We start from the raw sequence: 17,238 nt of genomic DNA on the forward strand, positions 1-17,238 counted from the left end.
ACCGGACCGATCAGCCGAACCCGGCCAGGCCCCTCAGCGGACGACGGGCAGGCTCAGCGTCTGCGCGGCGCCGGAGGCGATCGTCACCGGGCCGGGCAGGACGCCGCCGCGGTAGTTGATCGACCCGCCGGCCACGACGAGCTGCAACCGGTGCCCGCGGGCGAACTCGTGCACGATCGCGGGCAGCCGCACGGTGAAAGGCTTGGTGGCGTCCGGCACGCGCACCGGGGCCTCGAGGCCATTGATGAGCTTGGCCTTGCCGTCGGGGCCGACGTCGGCGACCTTCACGAACAGCACCAGCTGGCCGGCCGGACCGGCGGCCTGGGCGACAGCGGCCGGCGCATCGACCTTCAGTCGCACGGTGGGCGCGCCCGCCACGCGCAGCGGCGCGCTTAGCGGCGCGGTGCTCCAGGAGGCGGCGGTGCCGGGCAGGTCGCTGACGATGTTCGGCACGGGGCCGACGAAGTTGCCGAGCACGTCGAACTCGTCGAGACGGGTGGGCAGTCCGGCGCCGGGCACGAGGAGGCTCTGGGTGCCTGCCTTCGCGGTGCCGGTGGTGAGCGCGTTGGTGCCGCTGAGGCGCCAGGTGCGCGTCGTCCCCACGGGGAAGATGGAGGACGTGGCGTAGGCCTTGCGGGCGTTGCCGGAGTAGCGCACCCAGTCGCGGAAGTAGGCGAAGCGGGGGCCGACGTCGACCTTGCGGTCCTTGAGGTGGCGGTCGAACCAGGCGAGCACCCGGGAGGGCAGGTAGGTGCCGGTCGGCTTGGTCCAGTCGAACTCGCCGGGAGCGGCGGGGCCGCTGTGCCCGCCCTGGTACCAGACCATCCGGGCCTCGGTGCCCTGGCGGCGTAGGGCGCGGTAGGTGGCGGTGGCCTCGTTGAGGTTGAACAGGGTGTCGCGCTGGCCCTGGATGAGCAGGGTCGGCACGCGCACCTTGCTCACGTAGCTGGCCACCGAGGCGCGGCGCAGGGCGGCGCGGTCGCCGGGCTGCAGGTAGCCGGTGGTGCCGGCCGTGATGAGCGCCGGGCACACGAAGGTGGCGAAGTTCGGGCAGGGCAGGTCGGGCACCTGGTTGTTGCGCAGGTCGGCGGCCACGCCGAGGCCGCTGAAGCCGGCCGCCCACAGCAGCTTGGTGACGCCGGGCGTCGAGCTCGTCACGCCGCTCGTCTGGCCGGTGTTGTTGGGCGCGAGGCTGTAGCTGAGGTCGTTCCAGGTGATGAACGGGATCAGCGCGTCGACGCGGGAGTCGACCGAGGCGAGCGCGAACTGGAACCCGCCGCCGTAGGAGAAGCCGTAGGTGCCCACACGCGGGTCGTTCGCGCGGGCGGTGCCGCGGTGGTCGCGGCGATCCCGCTGGACGACGGTCAGCGGCGGCACCGGCTGGGTGTGGGCGGCGTCGCGGAAGGCGATGCCGCGGGCGCCACCCAGGAAGCCGACCAGCTGGCTGGCGGCGATGCCGTCGAACTGCGGGTCGTCGAGGGTGATCGCGCACGACGACCCGCCGAACCCGAGGCCCGAGTAGGAGAGGACGGCGTACCCGCGCGCGGCGAGTGCGCGGCCGGCGTCCGCCTGGTCGTTCTTCGACCCTCCGAAGCCGTTAGTGGTGAGCACCGCCGGCACGCGGCGCCGGCTCGACGCGGTGCTCGGCAGGTAGAGGTCGCCGACGATGTCGCACACCTGGGCGCGCTGCGGGCCGACCTTCACCTTGAAGTGCAGCGGGATCTTGCGGATGCCCGCGCGGGCGGCGCCCTTGCCGGTGGGGGCGGCGGTGGGGGCGGCGGTCGGGGCTGCGGACGGCGCGGGTGCGGCGTCCGCGATGGGGAGACCGGCACCGAGCGTGCCCGCGAGGGCCGTGCCGAGCAGGGTCGCGGCAGCGAGCGCGCGCGGCGCGCGGGTGCGGGAACCGCGAGGGGTGAGGATGCGTGACACCGACCGACCGTCCTTCCGGCCGACAGCGTTGCCGGCACACGGGGGCAACGAGGCGGGTGTGATCGTCGTTACGGGCGGCGGTCGCGGGTCGCGGGGTCGGGGTGCAGGAATCGCCGGTCGACCGGCGTGTCCTGCACTTGGCACGCGTCGCAACACGTGCCAAGTGCAGGAAACGCGTGCCAAGTGCCCCGACACCCCCACCGGCACCCCCACCGCCACCCCCCACCGCCCGCCACCCACCGCCCTACGGGACGACGGGCAGGCTCACCGTCTGCGCGCGGTGCTCGGACGCAGGGCGGAAGCGGCGAGCGACGGACCCGTGGTGCCGGAACCGCACGATCGTTCGATCGCAGGTCGACCGCGCGGCGCAGCGATGCGGGGTGAGACGGGTGCCACGTAGATTCGACGCCGTGACGAACCCGCCCGCAGGCATCGACTGGTCCGCTCCCCAGAACCCCGAGGCTGTCCGGCTCGTACGAGCCGGGATACCCGCGCTCGTCGAGGCCGTGACCTCCGGAGCCGTGTCGGCCGGTGACGTCGCAGCGGCCTCGCTCGACGTCGTCCGCCGCCTCGACCGCAAGCTGGGCGCGTTCTCGCACGTGCTCGTCGACGAGGCGCTCGCCGAGGCCGCCGAGCGTGACGCCGCCCGCAGCAGCGGTGCCGCGCCGGGGCCGCTGCACGCCGTGCCGGTGGCGATCAAGGAGGAGAACGACGTCCGCGGCGCCGTGACCACCTTCGGCGGCTCGGCCAATCGCACGCCGGCCCCGGCCGACGGCCACGTCACCGCGCGCCTGCGGGAGGCGGGCGCGGTCGTCGTCGGCAAGACGACGATGCCGGAGTTCGGGCAGATCCCGTTCACCGAGTCGCGGCGCTACGGCTGCGCGCGCAACCCGTGGGGCACCGACCGCACGCCCGGCGGCTCGTCGGGCGGCACGGCCATCGCAGTGGCCACGGGCATGGTGCCGGTGGGCATCGGCGGCGACGGCGGCGGCTCGATCCGCATCCCCGCCGCGCTGAACGGACTCTTCGGCCTCAAGCCCACCCGTGGGCGCGTCTCCACCGCACCGCACCCGTTCCTGTGGGGCGGGCTCGGCGTGGTCGGCCCGCTGAGCCGCTCGGTGCTCGACTCCGCGATCGTCTTCGACGTCATCCGCGGCAACGTGCCCGGCGACCGCTTCGTGGCCCCGCCCACCACCGACTTCGTGGACGCCGCCCGCGCGGGCGCCGCCGGCGACGTGGCGCCCCTGCGCATCGGCTGGTCGACCGCCTCCCCCACGCCCGGGGTGAAGCCGTGCGCGGAGCACGTGGCCGCCGTCCGCGAGACCGCGGCGCTGCTGACCGACCTCGGCCACCACGTCGTCGAGGTCGACCCCCGCTACCCCGACGCCACGGCCGCCTTCGTGCCGCAGATGCTGGGCGGCGTCCGCTTCGAGGCCGATCTCGTGGAGGACCGCTCCGCCCTCGAGCCCCGCACCCGCCGGTTGGCCGCCGCCGGGTTCTGGGCCACCCCGAAGGTCGTGGACGCCGCGATCCGCCGCGGCGAGCGCCTCGCCGACCGCGTCGACGCACGCGTCTTCGACGGCTGCGACGTGCTGCTCACCCCGGTCGTGCCGCACCGCCCGCGCCGGGTGGGCGCCTTCGAGCGCGCAGGGCTGGTGACGTCGATGCTGCGCTCGCTGCCGGCGATCGCCTACACGGCGCTGTGGAACGTCACCGGCCACCCGGCTGCCTCGGTGCCCGCCGGCTTCGCCGCCGACGGGCTGCCCACCGCGGTGCAGCTGGTGGGACGTCGCGGCGCCGAGGTCGACCTGCTGCGGCTCGCGGCGCAGCTCGAGGTCGCCCGCCCCTGGGCCGACCGTTGGCCGCCGCTCGCCGACTGAGCCGGCCGGGCCGCGCCCTCTCGGCAGCCGGGCCGCGCCCTCTCGGCAGCCGAACCGCGCCCTCTCGGCAGCCGGACCGCGCCCCCTCGGCGACTAGGCGGGCAGGGTGACGCCGGTGGCCTCGGTGACGTGGTCGAGCAGGCGGGCGACCGCCGCGGGGGCGGGCGGGCGCTGGCCGGGGAAGACGACGGGACGCTGGGCGCGGTCGTGCCAGAAGTGCGGAGCGGTGCTGGAGGGGCGGGTGGCGATGAGCCACACGGCGGTGTCGACGCCGTCGGAGGGGGTGCGCAGCAGCGGGCGCAGCAGCTTCTCGAAGCGGGGCAGCGAGTCGGTGACGCCCGGGGTGGCGGCCCAGCCGGGGTGCATCGACTCCACGCGCACCTCGCGCACGCCGATGCCCTGCAGCGCGGCCGACCACGCGTCGGCCATCACCACCTGCATCCGCTTGGTGCGGGCGTAGGCCTGCACTCCGTCGTAGGCGCCGTTGCGGAACTCGATGTCGTCGGCGTCGTCGGCGTGCAGTCGCGCGCCGTACATGCCGCCGGAGCTCATCCAGACGACCGACGCGCCGCCGTCGTCCTGCGCGGCGCGCAGCGGCTCGAGCAGCAGCTGGGTCATCAGGTGGGGCCCGAGCACGTGCACGGCGAGGGTCATCTCGTGGCCCTGCTTGCTCTCCTCGCGCTGCTTCGGCATCACGCCCGCGTTGTGCAGGACGCCGTGCAGCGAGTTGACGCGTGAGGTGAAGTCGCCGGCCCAGCGGCGCACGTCGTCCAGGTCGCCGACGTCGCAGACCTCCCCCACGACCTCGGCGCTCGGCACCGTCGAGCGCAGTGCCGCCACCGACTTCTCGACCTTCTCGGGGTTGCGGCCGAGCAGGTGCACGGTGGCGCCGAGCCGCGCGAAGTCCTCGGCCGCCGCCTCGCCGAGCCCGGACGTCGCGCCGGTGACCAGCACCCGCTTGCCGGCCAGCGAGCGCGGCGCGGGGTCGGCGGGCCACCACTTCGCCCGCAGGTTGCTGCCCACGCTGGTGTAGCCGAGCACGATCGAGCGGTCGAGGACGACGTCGGTCGCCTTGGTCAGTGCACGCCGGAGGTCCATGCCCCCAGGCTAGGAAACGGTCCCAATCGAACCGTCCGTCGCGAGACGTCCGCCCCCGGCCGCGCCTCAGCCGAGCGCGAGCTTCGCCGCCACCGCGAGCATGGTGAGCGCTACGAACACGTCGAGCACCTGCCACGCCCGGGGACGCGCCAGCAGCGGCGCCAGCAACCGGGCGCCGAATCCGAGCCCGGTGAACCACAGCAGGCTCGCTGCCATCGCTCCCGCACCGAACGCCCACCGGTCAGCCGCCCCGCCCTGCGTGGCGGCGATCGAGCCGAGCAGGAGCACGGTGTCGAGGTAGACGTGCGGGTTGAGCCAGGTCAGCGCCACGGCCTTGAGGACGACGCCCCGCCGCCCCTCCTGCGCCGCTCCCTCGGCCTCGCGCAGCTGCCCGCCCCCGCGCGCCGCGCCGCGCAGGGCGAGCACGGCGTACCCGACGAGGAAGGCCACCCCGAGCCAGCGGACGACGTCCAGCACCCACCCGGCCGACTCGACGACGACGCCGAGGCCGCCCACGCCGGCCGCGATCAGCAGGGCGTCGGAGAGCGCGCACACCGCCACGACCGCGCCGACGTGCGAGCGGCGCACGCCCTGGCGCAGCACGAAGGCGTTCTGCGCGCCGATGGCCACGATCAGGCTGAGGCCGGTGGCGAGGCCGACGAGCAGACTGTGCACGCGCCGAGGCTACGGCTGGGCATGCCTGCAGGCCAGCGATAGTTTCTGCACATGATGAAGCAGCACTTCACTGCCGCACACCCGCCGCGATGAGGTTCGACCCCGATCACCTGACCGCCCTCGTGGCGATCGCCGAGGAGGGCACTTTCGAGGCTGCGGCGCGGCGACTGTCGCTCACCCCCAGCGCGGTCAGCCAGCGCATCAGGGCGTTGGAGCGGGTGGTGGGCGGCGTCGTCGTGCAGCGGACGACGCCCGCCACCCTCACCGCGGCCGGTGAGCCGCTGGTGCGACTGGGCCGACAGTGGCGGCTCCTCGAGCTCGAGGCGCGCGCCGAGCTGGGCGGCGACGAGCAGGTCGTCGCCGAGCTGGGGGTGGCGGTCAACGCCGACTCGCTCGCCACCTGGTTCCGGCCCGTGCTCGCGGCGGTCGCGCAGCGGCCGGAGGTCGCGCTGCGCCTGCACATCGAGGACCAGGGCTACACCGACGGCCTGCTGCGTCGCGGGGAGGTGCTGGCCGCCGTCACCGACTCCCCCATCCCCGTGCAGGGCTGCTCGGTGGAGCCGCTCGGGACGCTCCGCTACCGCCCCGCCGCGGCGCCCGCCCTCATCGAGCGGCACCGCCACGGGCGCGGGGTCGACTGGCGCATGATGCCGATGGTCGTGTTCAACGAGCGCGACCACCTGCAGGACGACGTGCTGGCCGCCCGCGGCCTGCCGCGACCACCCGTCGTCCACCGGGTGCCGAGCACCGAGGACTTCCGCGCCGCGCTGATCGCCGGTCTGGGGTGGGGGCTGCTGCCGCTAGCGCACCTCGACGCCGGCGTGGCGGCGGGGCAGCTGGCGCCGATGCCCGGCACCCGCCCCCACGAGATCGCCCTCCACTGGCAGCGCTGGCGCCTGGAGAGCCGGGCGCTCGCCGCGCTGACCGACGACGTGCGGGCCGCGAGCCGGGCCCTGCGCCGCCGGTGACGCGGATCATGGCCGGTCACGGGTCGCCGGGCGGTCGAACCCCGCCGGGAGGATCGGGACCGATGGGACACTCGCCGGTGACGCCCGACCCACGGCGCCCTCGCCCACCCCGGAGATGACGATGCACGACGCCACAGCCGCGGTCACCGCCGTCGCGGCCGAGCTCGGCGACGTCGCGGTCGGCGTCGCCCCGTTCGCCACCCGCGCCTCGGGCGGCACGGGGCAGCACCTCGCGCAGGTCGCGGTCGCACTGGAGGCCGCAGGCCGCGACGTCCACGTGGCCCCGGGTGCGGCCGAGGCGCTGCCGGCGGCACCCGCCCGGCGCAGCCTCACCGGCTCGGATCCCTACGAGCGGCTCGACAGCTACGACACCTGGGTCGCCGAGCAGTGGCTCCCCCGGCAGCAGCCGCTCGGTGCCGTCGTCGGCGTCCCCGGCGCGAGCCGCCGCCTCTTCGAGGCCGTCCCGCACGCGCGCCGCATCCTCGTGGCCACCAATCTGCATGCCGCGACGAACCGGCGCTGGGCGATGGCGGCGATCCGCCGCACACCCCTCGAGGCGTCCTGGCTATCGCGGCGGCTGGTGCGCCGCATGTGCGCGGAGTACGAGCTCGCCGACCTGATCCTCACCAACAGCCCCCTGTGCCACGAGGTCTTCCTCGACGCCGGCATCGCGGAGTCGAAGCTCCGGCTCGCACCGATCACCCTGCCCGAGCAGCCCGCGCGGCCCGCGCAGGCCGAGCCCGACCCGGCCGTCGACGTCCTCTACGTGGGCGGCCTCACCGTCGAGAAGGGCGTCGTCGACCTCCTCCACGCCTTCCGCGCCGCCGCCCCGGCCCACGCGTCGCTGAGGCTGATGGGCGGGCCGCGCTCGCCCGGCATGCGGCGCTACCTCGCCCGCGCCGCCGGCCGCGACCCACGCATCACCTGGGGTCCCGGCCAGGCGTGGCAGCAGCTGCCGACCGCACGCCTGGTGGTGGTGCCCTCCCACGCCGACAGCTTCTCCTTCGCCGTGGCCGAAGCGGTGGTGAGCGGCGTGCCGGTGGTCACCACCGACCACGTCGGAGCCGCTCACCTCATCGCGGACGGCGCCGCCGCCCCAGGCTCTGCGATCGTGCCCGCGGGCGACCGTGCCGCGCTGGCCGAGGCGATGCGTCGTCACCAGCGCTGAACCGGCCCGGGCGCCGTGAGCACCGCCACGTCCGCGGAGTTCGGCATTCGGCTCCGGTCTCTACCACCGCGGGCCTACGCTCCTGCTGCCTCCTCCATCTCACCGGGAGCCACCGTGACCCTGGCGTTCATCACGTGCCTGCGGCATCCCGCCAACTCGACGTCCTACGCCGAGGTGGAGCGGCTGCTCGAGGCCACCTTGCACTCGGTGGCGCAGCAGACCACCGATGACTTCGTGTCCATCGTCGTGGGGCACCGGCCGCCTCCCTTCGAGCTGCCGCGGTCGACGTACTTCGTGCCGGTCGACTTCGACTCGCCGCCCGCGGTCAACGGCCCCCATGCCGCGATCGAGACCTTCGTCTGGGACAAGGGCACCAAGATCGGCATCGGCCTGCTCGCCGCTCGCGAGCACCGGCCCGACCGCGTGATGGTCTACGACGCCGACGACTTCGTCAGCTCGCGTCTGGCCGCCTTCAGCAACGCCCGTCCCGGGCCGTTCGGCTGGCTGATCACCGATGGCCTCATCTACTCCGGACGACGCGGGGTCTCACGTCGCACCGATCGGCTCAACCGGATCTGCGGCACCTCCGCGATCGTGCCGTGGGAGGCCTTCGCGGTGCCCGACGACCTCGGGCTGGACGCGACCCAGGAGGAGGTCGGCGCCGCGTTCGGCGAGCGCCTGCGGCGGATCATGGGTGCTCACCGGGAGGCCGGCGAGTGGCTGGTGGAGCACGGCTTCGCGATGTCGCCCCTCCCCTTCCCGGGCGCCGTCTACCACGTCGAGACCGGCGAGAACCACGCTGGCTTCACCCTGCTCGGGGTCACGCGCCCCGCCACACGAGCGGTCCGCGCGGAGTTCGGCATCCCAGCCGCGGGGCCGTTCCACCGATCCGCCCGACACGCCTACGCACCGGCCGCTGTGCGGCACTCGCTGCTCTCCACCGCCCGACGGGTGCGCAGCGCCCGCCGAGGCGTCGGCGCATCGACGTGAGCACCACCGCGGCCGCGAAGGAGGCGTGGTGAGCGACGCACCGCTCACGCGCCGGCTCGGACGCCAGGCCCGCCTCGCGAGCGGCCGCACGGCGATCGCGGCCCGGCGGGCCGCGCGGTCACACCCGATCGTGGGCGTCGTCTCCGGCATCGGCGACGACAACTTCGGCGACGAGTGGATGGCCGAGGCGCTGGCCGAGGGTCTCGCCCCGTGCACGCTGGTGCCGGTCGAGCTGCCCGCCACCGAGGCCCGCCTCGAGCGCGTCGGCCTCTCCGGGCCGCGCTTCTTCGACGGCCTCGTCGTCAGCGGCGGCACGCTGCTCAACCCCTACTTCCTCGGCCGCGTCGAGCCCCTCCTGCAGCGCGGCATCCCCCTGTGGACGACGGGCACGGGCGTCGGCAGTGCCGGGTTCGGTGTCAGCGAGGAACGGGCGGATCCCTCGGCCTGGTTGCCGCACCTGGCCCGCTTCGAGGCGATCACCCTGCGCGGGCCGCTCTCCCACGCGCGCCTCGGACTGCCGCAGGCGCAGGTGGTGGGCGACCTCGCGCTGCTCCACACGCCGGACGAGCCCCGCAGCAGCCGGCCGGAGCGGCGGGTGGCCCACCTCAACGTCAGCGGCACCGCGAGCGAGGAGCGCGCCGGCATCCCCGCTGCCCGCACCATCGAGGTGGGTGTCGCGGTCGTGGAGCAGCTGCGCGCCGACGGGTGGCAGTGCCGACCGCTCGAGGTCCACCGCGACGACGCTCCCCTGCTGCGGCGCATCGGCGAGGAGATCGGCGGCTGGGACGGCCAGGGCACGCGACTGCGCACCGGCGCCGACGTCGAGCACTTCGCCCGCGGCAGCGACCTCGTCGTCGCGATGCGCCTGCACGCCGCGGCGGTCGGCTGGATGTGGGGCATTCCCACGCTGGCGCTCGGCTACCGCGACAAGAACCGCGACTTCGCCCACCACCTCGGCGTGGCCGATGGCGACGTGGTCGACCTGCGCGAGGCCGACGCGGACGACGCCCGCGCGGCCGTCGCGCGCCTCGCCGCCCGGGGCGGCGCCGACCCGGTGATCCGCGAGCGCGCCCTCGCCTCCCGCGAGCTGCTGCGCACCCACCTGACGGCGATTCGCGAGCACCTCGCGCGCTGATCCGCTCTCGACGCCCCCGACCGGGTCAGCGCGCTGCGACCTCTGCGTAGAGCTCGGCGAAGCGCGGCATCACCGCGTCGGGTGCGAAGCGAGCGGCCCAGAGCTCGCGCGCCTCGACCCCGCGCTGCTCGAGCCACGCCGGCGCCGCGAGCGCGCGGTCGATGGCCCGAGCCCAGGCCGAGGGGTCCGCAGCGTCGGGCACGACCTGGTCGTCGTCCGCCACGAGCTCGGGCAGCCCGCCGCGGCCGCTCACCAGCGCCACCCGCCCGCGCGAGGCGGCCTCCATCGCCACGAGACCGGCCGGCTCGGGCCACTGGCTCGGCACGAGCAGCACGGTTCGCAGCGTGTGCAGACCCTCCACCACCGACCGATCGCGCCAGCCGAGGAAGCTCACCCGGTCGGCCACACCGAGCGACCGGGCGAGATCCTGCAGCCCACGCATCTCCTCGCCGTCGCCCAGCACCGCCATCCGCGGCTGCAGGGTGGAGGCCGCGAGCGCGCGGATCGCGACGTCCATGCCCTTGTTGGGGCGGGCCCGGCCGGCGAGGAGCAGGTCGAAGTGCCCGAGACCGTGGTCGCTCTCGCGGGGCTCCACCTCGGGCACCGGCGCGTAGATCACGCTCGAGCGGCCGGTCGCGTGGCCGCTCGCGTGCAGCCGCTCCTCGACCCACCGGCTCACGCAGTGCTGGTGGTGCGCGGCGCGCTGGCGCCGCAGGTCGCGGTAGGAGCGCAGGTTCTCGGCGATCTTCTGCGGCCGACGCGACCCGCACTGGTCCTTCAGCATGTGCCACGTGCAGGCCGCCGCCGACGGCGTGATGGAGCACGGGCCCAAGCTGGGCGACCACTTCGTGCCCGACGGGCAGTAGAGCCCGTGCCCGTGCACGGTGCTCACCACCGGCACACCGGCGAGATCAGCGCTGTCGAGGTCGGGCAGCACGTGCCCCCCGTGCAGGTGGACGACGTCCGGGCGCACCGCACGCACCGCCTGGGCCAGGCTCGCGACCATGCCCTCGGGGGCACCGGCATCGGTGGGCGAGGCCAGCGCCACGTCGACGTCGCGCGCTCGTTGCTCGGCCACCATCGTCAGCACGTAGGAGCGCAGTCCACCGGCCCGATCGAGCGACGGGGCGTAGTGCAGAACCCTGGACTCACCCACGGTTTCGGACCTTAGCGGCTAGCGTTCCACCGTGCGGCAACACGGCCCGGATGTGCTCGTCTCCTCCGGAGCGCCGTTCGACCCGCGCGGCGGCATGGCCGCCAGCTACGCCAACATCGCCCGACTGCTGCGCGAGCGCGGCTACGAGGTCGCCGAACGCTACGGGCCCGTCGCCTCGGGCCGCCTCGGCTGGTTCAAGCGGCAGAGCGAGTACGCGCGGGTGGCCGGCGCCCTGCAGCGGCAGCGGCCGCGCGTCGCGATCGTCAGCAGCGCCGACTCCTCCGTGGCCGCGCTGCTACCGCACCGCACGCGCGTCGTCGCGATGTCGAACGGCATCGAGCACCTCGCCCGCCAGGCCGCCGACACCCACGGCTACGGCCAGCACCACTTCACCTGGGGGCACCGCCACGTGCGCGAACCCCTGCTGCGGGTGGCCTTCCAGCGGGCCGATGCGTGCGTCGTCCTCTCGCGGGGGCAGCGCGACTTCGTCACCGCGACCTGGGGCATCGACCCGGCGAGGGTGCATGTGCTGCCGCAGTCGGTGGAGGACGCCTTCCACAAGCGCCGCGACCTCCCCCGCGACCCCGACCGGGTGCTGTGGATCGGCCAGTGGGCGGAGTTCAAGGGCCTCGACCGGTTGCGCGAGATCGTCGCCGCGGTCGTGGCCGAGCGCCCGTCGACGCGCTTCGTGCTGGCCGGGGTGAAGACCGACCCCCAGCAGGTGATCGCCTCGTTCCCCGCGCACCTGCGGGGCAATCTCGAGGTGCATCCCGTGGTCGAGCGCGGCACGATGGTCGACCTCGTCGCCACCGCGCACGCCGGCCTCGTCACCAGCTACTTCGAGGGTTTCGGCAAGATGATCCTCGAGAAGCTGGCCGGCGGCCTGCCCACCGTGGCCAGCCGGGTGGCCGCCTCGGAGGACTACGTCGAGCACGGGGTGTCGGGCTACCTCTACGACACCGCGGAGGAGGCGACGCGGCTCCTGCTCGAGGTGATGGCCGCGCCCTACGACGCCGCGATGGGCGATGCCGCCCGCGCCGCGGTGCGCACCTGTCGCCGCGCCACCGTGGGCGACGCGTGGAGCGCGATCGTCGCCGAGCAGCTCTCCGCCGGCCCCCGAGGGCGTGCCTGATGCGCGTGCTGGTGGTCTCCCACGCCTGCACGATCGAGCCGAACCGCGATGTCTACCGGCTGCTCGGCGGGCTGGGGCACGACGTCCACCTGGCCGTCCCGGAGCACTGGCCCACCGAGTACGACGCGAGCGCTCCCGACCACCCCTTCTGGGCCGGGCGGCTGCACCGCCTCCCGGTGCGCGCCGCCGGCGCCATCCAGCGCCACGTCTACCGCACCCGCGATGCCCTGCGGCTGCTGCGGCAGGTGCGCCCCGACGTGGTGGTGGTCGAGGAGGAGGCGTTCTCGCTGGCCGGCCTGCAGTGGGCCTTCCTGGCGCGCCGGCACCACCTCCCCTACGCCCTGCAGAACGCCGAGAACCTCGACCACCGGGTGCCCCGCTGGTGGCGACCCCTCATGGCCACCGCGCTGCGGCCAGCGGCACTGGTGATGGCGCGCAGCGAGAGCGCCGCCGCCCTCACGCGGCGCTGGGGCACCGACGCCGAGATCGCGTTCGTGCCGCACGCCCTGCCCGATGCCCTGGTCGAGCGTGCGGCGCACCCGGTGCCCGCGCGCAGCCCCGACACCCCCTTCACGATCGGCTACGCCGGGCGCCTCGTGCCGCAGAAGGGCATCGCCTTCCTCGCCGACGTCGTGCGACGCATCGCCGAGCAGCGGCCGGTGCGGCTCAAGGTGGCCGGCCAGGGCCCGGAATCCGCTCTGTTGAGCGCGATCGCGGGCACCCCCCATGCGGTCGACGTGGACCAGCGCATCTGGGCCCATCACGAGATGGCCGACTTCTACGCCGGTCTCGACGTGCTCGTGGTGCCCAGCCGCACCACCGACACCTGGGTCGAGCAGTTCGGTCGCGTGATCGTCGAGGCCGCCCTGGCGGGGGTGCCGGTGGTCGGCTCGGCGAGCGGCGAGATCCCCTGGGTCATCGAGAGCCTCGGTCTCGGCTGGGTCATCGACGAGGACGACGCCGACGCCTGGACCGCGCGCCTGCTCACCGTCGCCGCCGAGCGCCCCCGGCTCGACCAGGCGACCCGGGAGCAGGTGCGCCGCACCTACGCCGCCGCGCCGATCGCGCACCGCCTCGCCGACTCCCTCGCCGCCGTCGTGGAGCACCGGCGATGAGCGGGCGGCGACCGGCCGTCGTCCTCGCGGTGCACGACCTGCGCGGGGGCGGCGGCATGGAGACCGTGCTGCGGCGCCAGCTGCCCGCGCTCGCCGAACGCTTCGACATCACGGTGGTCTCCTTCACCCTGGACGACGCCCTGCGCGATGTCGTCGCCTGGGTGCCCGTGCGCGGCCCCCGGTTCCCGGCCTGGCTGCGCACGCTCGGTTTCTGGTTGCTCGGGAGTGCGGCCGTGGCGCGCACCCGGCGTCGGATCCGCCGACGCGACGGCGAGGCTCCGCTGGTGTGGGCGATCGGCGGCATCGTGCTGCAGCGCGCCGACCTGGTGTCGGTGCACTTCTGCCACGCCGGCTACGTCGAGTCGGTCGGGTGGGCCGTGGGGGTGCGCGGGATCCGACGGCTCAACGCCGTGTGGTCACGACGGATCAGCCTCGCCCTGGAGCGCTGGAGCTACCGCCCGTCGCGGGCGGGGCGGCTCCTGGCGGTGTCGGGCGGGCTGCGCGACGAGGTCGCGCGGCACTACCCCCGCTTCCCCGTGACGTCGATCGACCTCACGCCCAACGGCGTCGACCTCCCCCGCGACCCCGTGCGCCCCCTCGAGACGTCTGGGCCCGCGCGTCGCGCGCTCTTCGTCGGCGGCGACTGGGGTCGTAAGGGTCTCGCCGCCGCCATCGAGGGCGTGCTGGGCGCCGACGGCTGGAGCCTCGACGTGGTCGGCGAGGGCCCCGCCGCGCTGGGCCCGGAGTACGCGGCGCGCCTCGGTGCCGGCGACCGCGTGCGCTTCCACGGGCGATCGGACGACGTCGCAACCTTCTACCGCGACGCCGACGTGCTCCTGCTGCCCTCGCACTACGAGACCTTCGGCATGGTCGTCTACGAGGCCGCCGCCTTCGGCGTCGTGCCCGTGACCACGCCGGTGCACGGCGTCACCGACCTGCTCGACGGGCACAGCGCGGGTCGGCTCGTGGCCGCGGGCGACCCCGCGGCGATCACGCGGGCACTCGACGAGCTCGCCGATCCGCTCCTGCTGCGCGAGCAGCGGTCGGCCGTGGCGGCCGCTGCCGCCGGCTTCGACTGGGAGCACTCGGTGGCCGCGGTGGCCGCGGCGATCAGCCGCGCGCGCTGACCTCGTCGTCGGCGGCCGCGGGGCTCGTGCGCGACCCGCGCCGCAGCCGGTCGGCGAGCGCCCGCAGCCGCAGCCGGTCGAGCAGCAGTCGGACGAAGCCGACGACGTCCGCCCAGCGCGGACGCACGTCACGCACCCCCTCCCGACGCAGGGCGACGATCACCAGGGCCAGCCGTGTCCAGTACGCCACGACCGAGGTGATCGCCGCACCCATCACGCCGATCGTCGGGAGGAGGACCACCAGCCCGACGCCCGTGACGACCACGCCGCCGATCTGCGCCCACGACTGCACCCCCGGGCGCCCGGCGATGGTCAGCGAGGCGCCGGCGACGCCGTAGATGCCGTTGGCCACGGTGCCGAGCAGCAGGACCATCGCGAGCGGGGCCGAATCCCGGAACGGCTCGCCGTAGAGCAGCGGCACCAGCCACGGGACGACGCACGCCAGCCCCGCCGCGAGCGCCGCCACGGCCACCGCCACCCGGCGGATCGACAGCTCGGTCCGCCGGGGATCGAGCCCTCCCTCGGGCGCGGCGTTGTCGCGCACCGAGCGGGCACCGAGCGCCTGCGCCAGACCGAGCGGGATCCCCGCCACCGTGACGGCGGCGGCGTAGATGCCGAGGTCGCGGGTGCCCAGCACCGGTGCCACCAGCAGCTGGTCGAGCTGGGAGTTCGCCAGGTGCGAGAGACCACCGGGGAAGGCCCGCAACCCGAAGCCCATGAGCTGCAGCGGACTGCGAGCACCGCGCGGACGCACGCCGAGCAGCCGCAGCGCCAGGGCGAAGTTGAGCACGCCGCCGACCACGCTGAGCGCCAGGAAGCTGGCGATGGTGAGCAGCCCGAACGGGAAGAGCACCACGACGCCGACGGCGCTGAACAGCACCGGGCTCAGCTGCAGCAGGGCGACGGCCTTCAGGTCGCCCATGCCCACCAGCAGGTTGAAGGAGCACTGCTGGAGGATGCTCATCGGGATGAGCAGGGCCGACACCGCGAGCGCCCAGTTGGCGTCGGGCGGCAGCAGGCCGAGCCACATCACCACGCCCGCGGCCACCAGCGCGAACGGCGTGAGCCACAGCGCGAACCGCACCGCCGTGGCCAACACCACCTCGCGGTCCCACTTCAAGGTGAGCTGGGCGTAGTTCATCGTCTGCCCGAACCCGATGCCGAACACCAGCACGAGCAGGGCGGAGTAGGACATCACCGCCGCGTACTCGCCGCGTCCCTCCGGGCCGAGCGCCCGCGCCACCAGCGGTCCGGTCAGCAGCCCGAGCGCGGTGCCGAGATAGCTGGACGCCGCCAGCTTCGCCACCGACCCGCGGCGGGTGCCGGCCTGCGCCGACGCCTCCTCCGGGGCCTGGGTCACCGCGCGGCTCCCCGCAGCGTGGACGACGTCGACGGGCGGGCCGACTCCGGCGCGCGCTCGGCGGGGCCGTCGTCGTCCTCGTCGCCGGAGGAGGGGCCCGCCCGCAGGACGGCGGGCAGCGCCGCACCGACCGCCAGGTAGAACAGCGCCATCTGCGCGTAGTTCCCGGCGGTGACGAGCGGACCGAACGGCAGTGCCACCACCGAGACGAGCCACAACCGTCGCGGGTCGCTCCAGCGTCCCGCGGGCCAGGCCGATCGGCTGAAGGCGGTGTGCGCGACGAGGGCCACGAAGCCGAAGGCCGCGATCAGGCCGAGCACGCCGAGGGCGAGGCCGAGGTCGCCGTAGCTGGTCTCGGTGCCGCCGGCGGTGCCGATGCTGCCTACGCCCGAGCCGACCGGGTTCAGCAGCGCCTCGGTGACGCCGTTGACGAGGCGGGCGACGTGGCCGGGCAGCGTCGACTCCTCGCCGAAGGGGTCCTGGAAGCCCTGGATCTGGCGCGCGACGGCGGCGCTGTTGGTGTCGGTGGCCTCGGCCACGGTGCCGAGCCGGGCGGTGAACCGCAGCGCCACCGCACCCGCGACGACCATCAGCGGGTAGGCGTAGCGCGCCTTGAGCCCGCCGGCGCTCAGGCAGCACATCGTCAGAGCGGCGACCACGGCGACCACCGGTCCTCGCGACCCGACGAGGATGATCTGCTCGAAGAGTCCCGCCGCGAACACCAGGGCGATCAGCCGCAGCACGAGCGGGTGACCGCTCGAGAGGGCCAGCACGATCGCCGCGGTGGTGCCGAGCAGCAGCACGCCGCTGTAGTCGGAGGCGGCGGTGTAGGAGGAGAACGGGCGGATGAAGCCGCCGATGTCGAGCGAGGCCAGCCCCGACTCTCGGATGAAGCGCTCGTCCCAGCTCGGGAAGCCGAAGGCCACCTGGTAGCGGGCGTAGAGGGCGGAGACGGCGGCCAGACCCACGAGGCCCCACAGCAGCCCGCGGAACCGGGCCGGCGTCCACCAGCCGAGGGAGCCCGCGGCGTAGAGCCAGGTCATCGGCAGCGCCACCACCAGGAACTGCCGCAGCGAGGCCACCGGGCCGCCGCCGAGCGGGTTCAGCGCGCTGACGAGCAGCAGTGCCTGCAGCACGAGGACCAGCCGCTCCAGGCGCGTGTAGGGGCGCCGGACGACGAAGTGGCGGTGGAGGGCGAGCACGACGGCGATGGCCGGCGAGACGAACAGCAGCGGGTCGCCCAGCTGCGCGAGCAGGTCGGTGGGCGGCAGCACGCGCCGCAGGAAACCCTGCGCGCAGATGTAGAGAGCGAACACGGCGATGCCGATCGCGGGCCGCCACAGCGCGAGGAAGGCGATGAACGCGATGATCCCCATCGCGATGAGCCAGCGGGCCGACGGCGGGCTGGTCAGCGCGACCGCGGTGAGCGCGGGCGCGCCGAGGATGCCGACGAGGTCGCCGCGCCACAGCCGACGTGCACGGGGTGGAGCGCTCTTCACCTCCTC

Annotated in this window: 14 protein-coding genes; 8 read left to right on the plus strand and 6 right to left on the minus strand. The window is 74.8% G+C overall.

The genetic code is table 11. The features are described 5' to 3' along the window. Window positions 1–33 precede the first annotated feature (33 nt). Window positions 34–1,929: a CocE/NonD family hydrolase gene (locus ACERUN_RS14100; protein ID WP_370290650.1), complete on the minus strand. Its 1,896-nt coding sequence runs from the start codon at window positions 1,927–1,929 to the stop codon at window positions 34–36. Between the two features lie 410 nt (window positions 1,930–2,339). On the opposite strand from ACERUN_RS14100, the gene ACERUN_RS14105 reads away from it, so the two are divergent. Next, complete coding sequence (locus ACERUN_RS14105; RefSeq protein ID WP_370290651.1) at window positions 2,340–3,809, plus strand: amidase; 1,470 nt, start codon at window positions 2,340–2,342, stop codon at window positions 3,807–3,809. A gap of 93 nt (window positions 3,810–3,902) precedes the next feature. Here the strand turns inward: ACERUN_RS14105 and ACERUN_RS14110 are convergent, their stop codons facing one another. Beyond that, the gene (locus tag ACERUN_RS14110) at window positions 3,903–4,907 is read right to left on the minus strand and encodes an SDR family NAD(P)-dependent oxidoreductase (RefSeq protein ID WP_370290652.1); all 1,005 of its coding nucleotides are present in this window, start codon (window positions 4,905–4,907) and stop codon (window positions 3,903–3,905) included. Window positions 4,908–4,973: 66 nt separating this feature from the next. Next, window positions 4,974–5,582, minus strand: coding sequence for a LysE/ArgO family amino acid transporter (locus ACERUN_RS14115; protein WP_370290653.1), 609 nt, complete (start codon window positions 5,580–5,582; stop codon window positions 4,974–4,976). Between the two features lie 89 nt (window positions 5,583–5,671). Between ACERUN_RS14115 and ACERUN_RS14120 the strand changes: the two genes are divergently transcribed. From ACERUN_RS14120 to ACERUN_RS14135, 4 genes are all read left to right on the plus strand, one after another. After that, a complete protein-coding gene (locus ACERUN_RS14120; RefSeq protein WP_370290654.1) occupies window positions 5,672–6,550 on the plus strand; it encodes an ArgP/LysG family DNA-binding transcriptional regulator in 879 nt (292 codons plus the stop codon). Between the two features lie 121 nt (window positions 6,551–6,671). After that, the gene (locus tag ACERUN_RS14125; RefSeq protein WP_370290655.1) at window positions 6,672–7,718 is read left to right on the plus strand and encodes a glycosyltransferase family 4 protein; all 1,047 of its coding nucleotides are present in this window, start codon (window positions 6,672–6,674) and stop codon (window positions 7,716–7,718) included. Window positions 7,719–7,832: 114 nt separating this feature from the next. Next, entirely contained in the window at window positions 7,833–8,708 is an 876-nt protein-coding gene (locus ACERUN_RS14130) for a hypothetical protein (protein ID WP_370290656.1), read from the plus strand. 28 nt (window positions 8,709–8,736) lie between these two features. Continuing rightward, window positions 8,737–9,843 (plus strand): polysaccharide pyruvyl transferase family protein, encoded by a 1,107-nt coding sequence (locus ACERUN_RS14135; protein WP_370290657.1) that lies wholly within the window; start codon window positions 8,737–8,739, stop codon window positions 9,841–9,843. Between the two features lie 25 nt (window positions 9,844–9,868). Here ACERUN_RS14135 and ACERUN_RS14140 read toward each other — a convergent pair whose 3' ends face one another. Further along, window positions 9,869–10,999 carry a glycosyltransferase family 4 protein gene (locus tag ACERUN_RS14140; protein ID WP_370290658.1) on the minus strand — a complete coding sequence of 377 codons (1,131 nt, stop codon included), beginning with the start codon at window positions 10,997–10,999 and terminating at the stop codon, window positions 9,869–9,871. A 31-nt stretch (window positions 11,000–11,030) separates the two neighbouring features. Here ACERUN_RS14140 and ACERUN_RS14145 point away from each other — a divergent pair, with 31 nt between their 5' ends. The 3 genes from ACERUN_RS14145 to ACERUN_RS14155 are packed head-to-tail and all read left to right on the plus strand — an operon-like array spanning window position 11,031 to window position 14,373. Then, on the plus strand, window positions 11,031–12,131 hold the full coding sequence (locus ACERUN_RS14145; RefSeq protein ID WP_370290659.1) for a glycosyltransferase family 4 protein: 1,101 nt from the start codon (window positions 11,031–11,033) through the stop codon (window positions 12,129–12,131). Continuing rightward, a complete protein-coding gene (locus ACERUN_RS14150) occupies window positions 12,131–13,246 on the plus strand; it encodes a glycosyltransferase family 4 protein (protein ID WP_370290660.1) in 1,116 nt (371 codons plus the stop codon). Before ACERUN_RS14145 ends, ACERUN_RS14150 begins: the two co-directional genes overlap by 1 nt. After that, entirely contained in the window at window positions 13,243–14,373 is a 1,131-nt protein-coding gene (locus ACERUN_RS14155) for a glycosyltransferase family 4 protein (RefSeq protein ID WP_370290661.1), read from the plus strand. Before ACERUN_RS14150 ends, ACERUN_RS14155 begins: the two co-directional genes overlap by 4 nt. Here ACERUN_RS14155 and ACERUN_RS14160 read toward each other — a convergent pair. Together ACERUN_RS14160 and ACERUN_RS14165 are read right to left on the minus strand one after the other, a co-directional pair. Then, window positions 14,357–15,733, minus strand: coding sequence for an oligosaccharide flippase family protein (locus ACERUN_RS14160; protein ID WP_370290662.1), 1,377 nt, complete (start codon window positions 15,731–15,733; stop codon window positions 14,357–14,359). The two genes, ACERUN_RS14155 and ACERUN_RS14160, sit on opposite strands and share 17 nt — an antisense overlap. Further along, window positions 15,730–17,232: a hypothetical protein gene (locus tag ACERUN_RS14165; RefSeq protein ID WP_370290663.1), complete on the minus strand. Its 1,503-nt coding sequence runs from the start codon at window positions 17,230–17,232 to the stop codon at window positions 15,730–15,732. Before ACERUN_RS14165 ends, ACERUN_RS14160 begins: the two co-directional genes overlap by 4 nt. Between the last annotated feature and the right edge of the window lie 6 nt (window positions 17,233–17,238).

The sequence above is a fragment of the Nocardioides sp. genome (assembly GCF_964229035.1).
Taxonomy (GTDB): Bacteria; Actinomycetota; Actinomycetes; order Propionibacteriales; family Nocardioidaceae; genus Nocardioides.

What these genes read in the sequence shown, in the direction of transcription:
- ACERUN_RS14110 (WP_370290652.1), bottom strand. Translation starts at nt 4,907, where the DNA reads ATGGACCTCCGGCGTGCACTGACCAAGGCGACCGACGTCGTCCTCGAC.
- ACERUN_RS14120 (WP_370290654.1), top strand. Translation starts at nt 5,672, where the DNA reads ATGAGGTTCGACCCCGATCACCTGACCGCCCTCGTGGCGATCGCCGAG.
- ACERUN_RS14155 (WP_370290661.1), top strand. Translation starts at nt 13,243, where the DNA reads ATGAGCGGGCGGCGACCGGCCGTCGTCCTCGCGGTGCACGACCTGCGC.
- ACERUN_RS14150 (WP_370290660.1), top strand. Translation starts at nt 12,131, where the DNA reads ATGCGCGTGCTGGTGGTCTCCCACGCCTGCACGATCGAGCCGAACCGC.
- ACERUN_RS14125 (WP_370290655.1), top strand. Translation starts at nt 6,672, where the DNA reads ATGCACGACGCCACAGCCGCGGTCACCGCCGTCGCGGCCGAGCTCGGC.